The organism is Planktotalea arctica, from assembly GCF_002105285.1.
GTDB classification, from domain to species: Bacteria; Pseudomonadota; Alphaproteobacteria; order Rhodobacterales; family Rhodobacteraceae; genus Planktotalea; species Planktotalea arctica.
Map to the genome: position 1 here is coordinate 17,237 of NZ_MUHR01000015.1, position 9,961 is coordinate 27,197.

The window sequence follows — 9,961 nt, forward strand, 5'->3', positions numbered from 1 at the left end:
AAGGCGCACATCATCAAGCGATAGGCATCATGCTAGGTATCATCAGTAACAAACGCGGCGGCGCGGCATCGTCGATCAATCTGCGCCCCATGCAGGTGGAAATGAAACCTGCACGCCCCTTTTATGCGGTGGGCGACGTGCATGGCTGCCTGCCCCAGATGCAAGCCGCATTGGAACGGATCGACGATGATATCGAAGCGCAGGGCATTGATGATCCGGCGCTTGTGTTCCTTGGTGATTATGTGGATCGCGGCCCCGATAGCGCAGGCGTGCTGGACGAGGTGATGCAGCTTAGCCTGTCAGATCCAGATGCAGTCGTTTGCTTGATCGGCAATCATGAACGCATGATGCTGGATTTTCTGGACAAACCGCTGAAAGCCGGACCGCGTTGGCTTAAGTTCGGCGGCATCGAAACGCTGCAAAGCTACGGGATCACTGGCCTTAATGAAGCCGCCCTACCCGAACAGCTTTATGAAGCCTGCGAAGAACTCTGGGACGCCCTGCCCGATGGGATGGAGACATGGCTGCGCAAGCTACCAATGCGCTGGGCATCCGGCAATTTGCACTGCGTACATGCCGGGTTCGATCCTGCGCAACCGATACAGCAGCAATCGCAGGACGTGATGCTTTGGGGTTGCGAGAGTTTTATGAAAACGCCCCGCACCGATGGCAATTGGGTGGTGCACGGTCACACCGTCGTCGATCGTCCCGTGTGGGAGCAAAGCCGCGTTTCGCTTGATACGGGCTGCTATCTCACGGGTGATCTGACGGCAGCGGCGTTTACCAACAACACCTGCCGTATCGTCTAGGCTTTCTTTTCTTCGTCAAGTGCATCCGCGTCTTCGGTGACGACTTCCGCGTCCATCACCTCTGGCTCTTCTGCGTCGATGATATCATCGGCCTCGTCGCTGGAGCGATCCTCCAATGCGCCGACGATCAGCGGCAACATCGCAACGCCCGTAGGCTCGGCGATTTGCGCTTGCGGCGGTGATTTCCAGCTAAGCGTGTCAAAGCTGGCGCAATTAGCGCACACCGGCTCCCATTCTGCGTGAATGTGGTTGCACGCATCACACACCCATTGCGGACCACGCGGCGCGCTTAGCGCACGCGCAAGCCAACCGCGCACGACCGCATCGCTGCCACCTTCGCCGCGCTCAATCGCCGCCATAAGCGTCAAGGATCGCGCATCTGGGGCAGTTTCAACCAAATCGCCCAGCGCGCGGCGCGCCGATGGGAAATCTTCAGCTGCGATGAACAATTCCGCCTTGAGCATCTTAGTTTCAGGATGATCCAGCGTCGATTTTACCAGCTTGTCAAAGCGCTTGATCCGCTGCTCCGACGTTTCGTCCGGCTCGATCTCTGCATAGGCCGAGGCCAGATCAGGATGCGGCTGCACATCCCATGCCTTTTTCAGAACGCGGATTGCATAGCGTTTTTTGTCTTGTCCGATATAGCTGCGCGCGGCCATGACAGCGGCTGGAATCAGATCGGGAGATAGGCGATTTGCCTCGATCGCCGCTTCGCGTGCTTCGATGTCATTGCCCTCATCCAGGACACCTTCGGCTTGCGAAAGCGCCAGAACCGCCTCGCGGCGCTTGTGCACATCGCGCGGAAGCGAGCCGCTTTTCAGCTTCGCCGCAAGCGTTTTGCGCGCGCCAGCCCAATCAGAGCCCTGCGCTTGTAGTTTCAGCAAAATGTCCTGCGTTTCTTCGTGCTTAGGCTTGAGAGCGAATGCGCGCTCGGCCAGCTTAAGGGCCGTTTCCGTATCCCCGTCAGCCAGCTTCTGCTTCAAGATTCCACGCACGCCGACAAAGCGTGTCGCCTCGTTCGTGACCAGCTTTCTGTAGGTTTCTTCCGCCTTGCGATGATCACCCGCCATTTCGGCCGCTTGCGCCGTGAGCAGGTTGGTTAACTCAGGCTTGGCAAGATATTTCTCCGCCTTGGCCGCCTTGCTCATCGCCGCGGGTCCATCGCCAGAGGCAAGTGCCATCATCCCCTCGGAAAGCGCCTGATAACCCTTGCGCTCGCGGTTCTTGGAGAAATATCGCGTAATCGCAGTTTCATCGCCGTTGATGAAGCGCAGCGTTGCAACCAGCAAGGACAGCAATTTGAGCGCAACCCAAAGCGCGACGATCAAAACGATGACGCCAATGACCAATTGGAGCGGACTAAGCGTGAATTCGCTTCCCGCCATTTGAACGACAGCGCCGCCGCCCAATTCCATCAAATATCCAGCACCCAACGTAAGCGCTGCCACGATTGCCACAAAAAAGAGAACTTTTAGCAAAGACCAAAGCATTAAAAAGCGCCTTATTGAGAGTTCAAGGAATTGGCGAGAGCTTCTGCCTCTCGCGCAGCGGAAAGGCGCAGGTTGGCCTGTGCCATCCACTCCGCCAGCGGGGCTTTCGCCGTATCAGGCAGCACGTCCGCCTGAGCCAGCGCATCGGCGATACGCCCTTCGCTGACAGCGGCTTCCACGCGCGACAGGACCGCGTCGGGATCACCACCCTCGCGCGGTGCAACCGAACGCACGCCGAATTGCTTTGCCAGGAAGTTACCGACACCACCGCCTGTTTGCTCGCTACGCACAGCCGCAAGCGCCGCGCGCGCCGCAGGTGGATAGCTTTCGCTCAAAAAGGACAACGTCGGTACACCGCTCGCGGCGCTCTGCGCCAGTGCTTCGGGTACTTCGATCCGGGAATTAGCTTGCACATCGGCCAGCGCATCCTCGAAAGACGCGCCGCTATCGAGCGCAACAAGAATGCGCGTCACAGCTGCGCGCGCCAAAGTTTGCCGCGCGACATCTTCTGCACTTTGCTTGGTGTCTTTGGCTTGCTCGATCATCTGCGCGATCTCGCCCTTTTGGGTATCAAGCGCGGTGCGCAGGGTCGCTAATTCGTTCTCTATGGCGGAGGAAACGCTGCTACCATCGGCACTTCGCCGCGCCTCAAGACTGGAAATTCGCGTCTCGAGCACAGCAAGGCTATCCGTAATCGCTTCGATCTGCGCTTGCAGATCACCCACAGCAGCGACCGCAGCATCCAGCGGGCCCGTGTCGAGGCTTGGTTGATTTTCCAGCATCTGCGTTAGGTCGTCAATACGGCCCGCTTGCAGTTTTACCTCACTTGCCAGATCGACGCTTTGCGTCGCACCCGCGCCAAAAGGCAGGCCATTCGGGAAGATATATCCAGCACTGGCGACACCAATGCCGGCCGCAACAACGCCGCCAAGCACAATGGGGATAAAGCCACCCTTACGCTCGATCACAGTTTCGCGCACCACTTCGGTGCTCACTACGGGCTCTTGCGGTGCGTCTATTTCTTGGTGCTCTGGCTCGCCAGACGCCTCGCCGGGTTTCTCGTCGGGCGCATCATCAAGCGGAGCATCGCTGCGCTCAACCACCTCTATTGGTTCGGCGGGATCACTTGCATCACTCGAGGCAGCCGCATCGACCGTATCTTCTACGATCTCTTCAACGATATCCGGCTTTTGAGACTTTGCGCCATTGCCTTTGGTCGGTTTTGCCACGTTACACACCCTCTCGATTCAGCAACTCAATCACCCGAGTCCCTCGCAACCTTACTTGCGCAGTCTCAGAGCCTCAAGGCGTTGATAGCCCGCTGTGCCCCTGTGAAATTGCCGCAATCATCCCCTTTGCATCCGGAGATGGTGCAATGCGCGCGCGTGGCAACGCCTTTGCCGCTGCACGAGAGATTGCGATTATGTCGATCTGCGGCTGGAATAGCCCTGTTTTGGCAAATTGCGCTGCGCTGCGCGGTGAGAAAAGGGGAACAATCACAGGCTCTCCCCCTGACAAAAGCGCGCGTGCGTGCTGGTCGAGCTCAATCGGCTTTTGCTCGTAGGCAAGCAACCCGCGAATATCAAAACCGTCCTTGCGCAGCGCACCGATCAGATCGCCCGCGCGGAAACGCCCGTGCACATGAAGGATCGGCCCATCGGGCGCTGTAGCGCGCATGTCTTCAAGCAAATGATCCACGGTACCACCGCTAATGAACGGATCAAACCCAAGCGCGCGGGCTGCATCGCCCGTTGCCGAACCGACGCAAAAACATCGCTGATGGCACGGCAGTTTGGCGCGCTCCCAAGCAGCAACGCCATTGCGCGAGGTGAAAACGATGATCTTCGCGTCCGCCGCACCGCGATCAAGAGGGCGCATTTCGATTTCGAGCAATGGAGATATGGCGATCTTCATGTCACCGAGGGACGCACGGACCTGCTCCGCAAAACGCAGCGAGTCTGCAAGCGGGCGGGTCAAAAGCAAAGTAGCAGACTGCGTCATCGGGTATAGCCGGGATTGTTTGCGACAGTTGAGAGTGGTAGCTGCAACGCATCATCTCCGCAACGAAGGACTGTGCCAAAGATTATGCCTGTGACGCGCGCCATTACCCTGCTTGGCCTGGAAAGCAGTTGCGATGACACCGCAGCCGCCGTGGTGCGCCGCGATGAAGCCGGCGCATCACATGTGCTCTCCAACGTGGTGGTCGGGCAGAATGATCTGCACCGCGCCTTCGGCGGCGTCGTGCCTGAAATCGCAGCGCGCGCGCATGCGGAAAAGATCGATCACTGTGTTGAAAAAGCGCTTGGCGAGGCTGGCATTGGACTGGCGCAGATCGACGCGATCGCCGTCACCTCTGGCCCCGGTCTGATCGGCGGCGTTATTTCCGGCGTGATGTGTGCCAAAGGGCTTGCGCTCGCAACGGGTAAACCGCTGATCGGTGTAAACCACCTAGCGGGACATGCTTTGACACCCCGCCTCACGGACGGGCTGACCTACCCTTACCTGATGCTACTGGTTTCTGGCGGTCACTGCCAATTCCTGATCGTGCGCAGCGCTACCGAGTTTTCCCGTCTTGGCGGTACGATCGACGATGCGCCTGGCGAAGCATTCGACAAGACCGCGCGCTTGCTGGGACTGGCGCAACCAGGTGGCCCCGAAGTGCAAAAGGCGGCGGAATCCGGCGATCCGAAACGCTTCAAATTTCCACGTCCAATGCTTGATCGCGCGGGCTGTGATATGTCCTTCTCCGGCCTCAAGACCGCCGTGCTGCGCGCACGCAATGAAGTGATGCAAGGCGACACGATCCACCTTGCCGATGTTCATGATCTCTGTGCTGGGTTTCAGCGTGCTGTTGTTGACGTGCTGGCCGAGAAAACGCGGCGCGCCTTAGTGCTTTACCTTGCCGAAAAGCCGGCCACTCCGGCCCTTGCTGTCGCAGGGGGCGTTGCCGCGAATACCGCCATAAGGGCTGTGTTAGAGACTGTTTGTACTGAGCAAAACGTCGCCTTCACCGCCCCGCCCCTTGCGCTGTGCACCGACAATGCCGCGATGATCGCCTATGCAGGCATCGAGTTGTTCGAGGCCGGTCAGCGCGACGGTATGGAGCTAAGTGCGCGCCCCCGCTGGCCGCTCGACCGCGCAAGCGCGCCGATGCTGGGAAGCGGAAAAAAGGGTGCGAAAGCGTAACGTTTGGAACCTAAATAGACACAGACAAGGAGAAGACATGCTGATTGCATTGATGGCGAAGGATAAAGCAGGCGCGTTGCAAACGCGCAAGGACAATCGCGACGCGCATTTGGCCTACATCAAGGACACAGGGGTCGTTGCGCAAGCGGGGCCATTGCTCGACAGCGCGGGCGAAATGTGCGGATCGCTGGTGATTTTGGACGTCGAGGACATGGGCACCGCAGAGAGTTGGGCCGCGAATGATCCCTATGCCAAGGCCGGGCTTTTCGCGTCGGTCGAGCTGGTCCGGTGGAACAAGGTGATCGGCTGATGCGCTACTGGCTGTTCAAATCCGAACCCTCCGTTTGGGGCTGGGACGACCAGGTTGCCAAAGGCGATGCAGGCGAGGAATGGGATGGCGTGCGCAACTACCAGGCGCGCAATTTCATGCGCGAAATGGCGATTGGCGATCGCGGCTTCTTTTACCATAGCCAAAAGGAAAAGGCCGTCGTCGGCGTGATCGAGATTTGCGCGCTCGCGCATCCCGATAGCTCCACCGATGATGCGCGTTGGGATTGCGTCGATATCAAAGCGGTGAAGCCACTGAAGACCCATATCACGCTAGACGCCATCAAGGCCGATCCGCGTTTGGCCGACATGATCCTCGTCAAAAATTCCCGCCTTTCGGTTCAGCCAGTGACGGAAGAAGAGTGGCAGATCATCTGCGCTTTGGGGGGAATTGCCTGATCTTTCAGCGTTCAAAAAGCACTTTTATCACACAAAAAATACAGGGGATGCGCCAATGACGGCGCATCCCCTGTCACCCCACGTATTTGCCTCCCACGGGCACCACACGCGAACTAAACTGGAATTGGCCGTCCTGACCTTATCAGATGTCTAATCCAACATGCGCGATCAATCAAACACCAAGCGCCTAAAATTAAAGACAATTTTGCTGTTCTTCACATGAGACCCACGCGCAAATAAAAAGAGCGCCCGAGGGGGCGCTCTTTGAAGCCGCAACAGTGAAAACCTAGCTGTAGACGGATTCTTTGCCGAAATGCTTGGTCAGCATATAATAGACCACCGCACGATATTTGTTGCGCTCGGATTTACCGTAAATCTCGATCACCTTGTTGATGCCCTCCATCAACTGTGGGCCATCGGCAAGGCCGAGTTTCTTGATAAGGAAATTGGTCTTTACGGTCTCCAGCTCGGACGCCTGGCTGCCCGCGACCGTCGACGCGTCCGCGTTGTAAATCGCAGGGCCACAGCCAATCGTAACTTTCGTCAGCAGATCCATATCGGGCGTCATGCCGCACTTATTCTTCAGATCATCCGCATATTGCACGATCAGATCATCCCGTTTTCCCATCAAATCTCTCCCTTTGTGCGGCTTGAACCGCATAATATGTTTTTATGAGCGCCGAAGCTGGGCAAAGGTTAGCAATAAACCCGTGCGGATCAATGGTCTTTATCGCAGGTTTTTCCCCTCTTTACGCTGACTCGCTCGCAAAATGGTAAAAGCGGGCACTTGCAAGAAGACTCGCGGATCGCGCAATTTTGCGGCACGGTGCACCGTCTCATAAGGCAAAGATCTTGCCGAGGGGGTATCAACAGAGGATTTCAACACCAAATGAATGCAACAAACACCGTTTCGTTCCCCCGCATGACGCCTGCCAATCTTCCTGCGCCGATCAGCGGACCTTCGGTCTGGGTCGCACACGATCTGGCGCAGGATCAACACGCCTGGCTGCACACTCTAAGCAACGCTGAAATCGCAGAGCTCGAAACAGCAGCAGAGCATTTCGCCGCCCTTGGCAAAGACCTTGGCCAGATCACCGCCGCAGATTTTCCGCTGCCCAGTTTCGCACATCACCTCACTGCGCTTCAAGACAAGCTATTGAGCGGCAATGGCATCGAGGTCATGCGCGGGCTGCCCACGCACACCTTTGATCAACGCAAGGCCGCGACGGTATTTTGCGGCATCGGCGCACATCTTGGCTCTGCGCGCTCACAAAATGCCAAGGGGCATATCCTTGGTCATGTGCGCGATACGGGGGTATCATCTACGTCTGCGCAGGTGCGCATCTATCAAACGGCAGAGCGGCAGACGTTTCACACCGATAGCGCCGATGTTGTCGGCCTTTTGTGCCTGAACGAGGCGAAAGAGGGCGGCGATTCCCTTCTGGTCAGCGCCGCGACACTCTACAACCGGATGTACGCGGATGCGCCAGAGTTGCTATGCCGCCTGTTCGATCCCATCGCGACCGACAGGCGCGGCGAAGTCCCAGAGGGTGCCAAGCCCTTTATGCAGATTCCACCCCTGTCCTGGCACGCGGGCAAGCTGACCGCGTTCTACCAGCGCCAGTATATCGACAGCGCCCAGCGCTTTGACGAAGCCTTACGACTGACCCCTGAACATATCGCGGCGCTTGATATGTTCGACGCGCTCGCCAATGACCCCACCTTGCATTTTCGCATGCGTTTGCGCCCCGGAGATATGCAGTTCGTCTACAATCATGCGCAACTCCATGATCGCACGGGGTTCACCGACTGGTCCGAGCAGGACAAGCGGCGCCATCTGCTGCGTCTTTGGTTATCTCTTCCCGGTGATCGCGCGCTGCCCGACTGTTTCAGGGAACGCTACGGTGATATCACGCCCGGCCAGCGCGGCGGTATTATCTGCGCCGGCACCGCCTTGAATGCACCCCTAGATGCCTAGCAATTTCGCGCCCAATATCGTGCAGTCCAGTCAGTAATATCGAGCTAAGAAGAGGAGCAGGTCTCAATAACGCCACCCTGTCCAAGGCCTTTTTGTACCGCTACGGCGGATCCAAGAACAAAGCGCGCTGTGCTGTCGGCCCTAAGGACGCAAGCCTGAAGGTCCGGTCAAAGATTGATCTATCACGTGCCGCAACGGAAGATATTTTGCATCCCCGATACTTGTTTCCCCCAATTGAGCGCATAATTATTCTAAATAGGGCTATCTAGGCAGGGTTAGGTGTCATGAAGAAATATAAAAAAGCATCGTCGCTTAGTGCGCATATCGACGTGCCCTCCAATACGCCCCTTGGCCCAATGCGCGCACGTTCTGCCGGTATTTTATCGTCTGGCGAAATCTCGCAGTATCGCGCAGAGGGTATCGCACTGGCATTCGATCCCATGCAGCAAGGCTGGGTGAGCGATGCCTGCAAAGATGATCTAAGCATGGTACTGCTCAACCAATTGGATCCCACCGCACGGCGCAAGGACGCACAATCCGGCTACGCCCTGCGCGCTTGGAGCACGGGGGATGTGGACAGCTATATTGCGCTGCTTGGCGATCCGGATGTGTGGCGCTTTATGCCCGAGAACTACCCTGCGCCCTTCACCCGCGATCTTGCCACAGCCCTTATCGAATTGTCCAACGCCAGCAACCATCATCAGGTGTTCGCGGTCGAATTTGACGGCAACCCCGTCGGTCAGGTCCGACTTGAATTCGACGTGGAACCTGAAAATCCTGCATGCGCAGAAATAAGCTATTGGCTGGGCCGGGTACATTGGGGCAAGGGGATCGGCAGCGATGTGGTCAAATTGTTCACCGCGCGCTGCTTGCGGGATAACCTTGGCCTCACCTCTTTGATCGCGCGGGCCCACCGTGAGAATATCGGCTCGCTCCGCGCGCTGGAAAAAGCAGGCTACGTGCTTGAGGGCGCTGACCCTAAGCACGCCGATTGGCTAAAGATGCGCCTGTTTAGAGACTAATTTCTTCCTATCGGCAGGTGCCCCTGCCTTCGTTCTGAAGGTGGAAGTGATCCGCATGTGCCGCGTTGTAATCAGGGCCAAGGGTGATGGCGAACCAATCACAGGATGCATTGCGCACCTCGCGCAAAAAGCGCGCTTTGGCATCGTCGTCGCCCCAATCTCTAAGCAGGCGAATGCGCGTGCCATCCACCAGATCGAAGCCTGCGATATCTATGGCATCGGCGGTTGAGTGTGTGCTGAACCGCTGGGTTCCCACGATCATACGGCAGTTGTAGGACCCAATGTGGCGAATGGTTTTGACGTTCGAACCAAGCAGATTCCGCGCGGCAGGCTGAATGCCGTGATGTTCCCACATCGCCATGCGCAGCGCAGTAGCGCAGGAGGTTTCCAGCGGATCAAGCGTTGATTGCCCCACACCGCGTAGCGTAACGCGCCCCGTGACGCCGCAATTCTCATCCACCGCCAAGTCCTCCATTTCAGAGAGACGCCCAGCGCGTTGCATAATCTGCATGCAGAGCTTTGGATCGCTGCTTGCCCAGTCCAGTTTCCATGCGGTGATCGGGGTGATCGGAGCGCTCACGACCAAAGGCTCGAACACGTTCCAGCGGCTTGGCAGCGGCGTATCTGGGTGGCGCAGTAAAGCAGAGCCTAGCAAGGCAAAAAGCACTAAAATAAAAAGCGCCGCAAACCGTATGATGGGTCTGCGGCGCTTTTCAGTTTTTTTCATCGCTCAGTCTCTTATACACATCT

General features: G+C 57.5%; 11 protein-coding genes. 6 read left to right on the forward strand and 5 right to left on the reverse strand.

Annotated features, from left to right (window positions below; all coding sequences use genetic code 11):
* Positions 1–29: 29 nt before the first annotated feature.
* Positions 30–809: a metallophosphoesterase gene (locus B9P63_RS15230; RefSeq protein ID WP_085310358.1), complete on the forward strand. Its 780-nt coding sequence runs from the start codon at positions 30–32 to the stop codon at positions 807–809.
* Here B9P63_RS15230 and B9P63_RS15235 read toward each other — a convergent pair.
* The 3 genes from B9P63_RS15235 to B9P63_RS15245 all read right to left on the reverse strand — a co-directional run bounded on the left by B9P63_RS15235 (position 806) and on the right by B9P63_RS15245 (position 4,300).
* Positions 806–2,299: a heme biosynthesis protein HemY gene (locus tag B9P63_RS15235; protein WP_085310360.1), complete on the reverse strand. Its 1,494-nt coding sequence runs from the start codon at positions 2,297–2,299 to the stop codon at positions 806–808. The genes B9P63_RS15230 and B9P63_RS15235 overlap by 4 nt on opposite strands.
* Positions 2,300–2,310: 11 nt before the next feature.
* Positions 2,311–3,528, reverse strand: coding sequence for a COG4223 family protein (locus tag B9P63_RS15240; RefSeq protein ID WP_085310362.1), 1,218 nt, complete (start codon positions 3,526–3,528; stop codon positions 2,311–2,313).
* Positions 3,529–3,601: 73 nt separating this feature from the next.
* The gene (locus B9P63_RS15245) at positions 3,602–4,300 is read right to left on the reverse strand and encodes a uroporphyrinogen-III synthase (protein WP_085310364.1); all 699 of its coding nucleotides are present in this window, start codon (positions 4,298–4,300) and stop codon (positions 3,602–3,604) included.
* A gap of 84 nt (positions 4,301–4,384) precedes the next feature.
* Between B9P63_RS15245 and tsaD the strand changes: the two genes are divergently transcribed.
* Genes tsaD through B9P63_RS15260 form a run of 3 tightly spaced genes read left to right on the forward strand, consistent with a single transcriptional unit; the run spans position 4,385 to position 6,211 of the window.
* Positions 4,385–5,485: a tRNA (adenosine(37)-N6)-threonylcarbamoyltransferase complex transferase subunit TsaD gene (tsaD, locus tag B9P63_RS15250; RefSeq protein WP_425439755.1), complete on the forward strand. Its 1,101-nt coding sequence runs from the start codon at positions 4,385–4,387 to the stop codon at positions 5,483–5,485.
* Between the two features lie 37 nt (positions 5,486–5,522).
* Positions 5,523–5,795 carry a YciI family protein gene (locus B9P63_RS15255; protein WP_085310366.1) on the forward strand — a complete coding sequence of 91 codons (273 nt, stop codon included), beginning with the start codon at positions 5,523–5,525 and terminating at the stop codon, positions 5,793–5,795.
* The gene (locus tag B9P63_RS15260) at positions 5,795–6,211 is read left to right on the forward strand and encodes an EVE domain-containing protein (protein WP_085310373.1); all 417 of its coding nucleotides are present in this window, start codon (positions 5,795–5,797) and stop codon (positions 6,209–6,211) included. The genes B9P63_RS15255 and B9P63_RS15260 overlap by 1 nt, the downstream gene beginning before the upstream one ends.
* Before the next feature lie 286 nt (positions 6,212–6,497).
* On the opposite strand, the gene B9P63_RS15265 is transcribed toward B9P63_RS15260, so the two are convergent.
* Positions 6,498–6,839, reverse strand: a complete 342-nt coding sequence (locus tag B9P63_RS15265) for a DUF2853 family protein (RefSeq protein WP_085310375.1) — start codon at positions 6,837–6,839, stop codon at positions 6,498–6,500.
* A gap of 261 nt (positions 6,840–7,100) precedes the next feature.
* Here B9P63_RS15265 and B9P63_RS15270 point away from each other — a divergent pair, with 261 nt between their 5' ends.
* Both B9P63_RS15270 and B9P63_RS15275 read left to right on the forward strand, forming a co-directional pair.
* Positions 7,101–8,189, forward strand: a complete 1,089-nt coding sequence (locus B9P63_RS15270) for a TauD/TfdA family dioxygenase (RefSeq protein ID WP_245830709.1) — start codon at positions 7,101–7,103, stop codon at positions 8,187–8,189.
* 284 nt (positions 8,190–8,473) lie between these two features.
* Positions 8,474–9,211 (forward strand): GNAT family N-acetyltransferase, encoded by a 738-nt coding sequence (locus B9P63_RS15275; protein WP_085310368.1) that lies wholly within the window; start codon positions 8,474–8,476, stop codon positions 9,209–9,211.
* Between the two features lie 7 nt (positions 9,212–9,218).
* Here B9P63_RS15275 and B9P63_RS15280 read toward each other — a convergent pair whose 3' ends face one another.
* Positions 9,219–9,938 (reverse strand): extensin-like domain-containing protein, encoded by a 720-nt coding sequence (locus tag B9P63_RS15280; protein ID WP_085310370.1) that lies wholly within the window; start codon positions 9,936–9,938, stop codon positions 9,219–9,221.
* Positions 9,939–9,961: the final 23 nt, after the last annotated feature.

Coding starts and splice junctions, on each gene's coding strand:
- B9P63_RS15230 (WP_085310358.1), top strand. CDS start 30: ATGCTAGGTATCATCAGTAACAAACGCGGCGGCGCGGCATCGTCGATC.
- B9P63_RS15235 (WP_085310360.1), bottom strand. CDS start 2,299: ATGCTTTGGTCTTTGCTAAAAGTTCTCTTTTTTGTGGCAATCGTGGCA.
- B9P63_RS15245 (WP_085310364.1), bottom strand. CDS start 4,300: ATGACGCAGTCTGCTACTTTGCTTTTGACCCGCCCGCTTGCAGACTCG.
- tsaD (WP_425439755.1), top strand. CDS start 4,385: ATGCCTGTGACGCGCGCCATTACCCTGCTTGGCCTGGAAAGCAGTTGC.
- B9P63_RS15255 (WP_085310366.1), top strand. CDS start 5,523: ATGCTGATTGCATTGATGGCGAAGGATAAAGCAGGCGCGTTGCAAACG.
- B9P63_RS15260 (WP_085310373.1), top strand. CDS start 5,795: ATGCGCTACTGGCTGTTCAAATCCGAACCCTCCGTTTGGGGCTGGGAC.
- B9P63_RS15265 (WP_085310375.1), bottom strand. CDS start 6,839: ATGGGAAAACGGGATGATCTGATCGTGCAATATGCGGATGATCTGAAG.
- B9P63_RS15270 (WP_245830709.1), top strand. CDS start 7,101: ATGAATGCAACAAACACCGTTTCGTTCCCCCGCATGACGCCTGCCAAT.
- B9P63_RS15275 (WP_085310368.1), top strand. CDS start 8,474: ATGAAGAAATATAAAAAAGCATCGTCGCTTAGTGCGCATATCGACGTG.
- B9P63_RS15280 (WP_085310370.1), bottom strand. CDS start 9,938: ATGAAAAAAACTGAAAAGCGCCGCAGACCCATCATACGGTTTGCGGCG.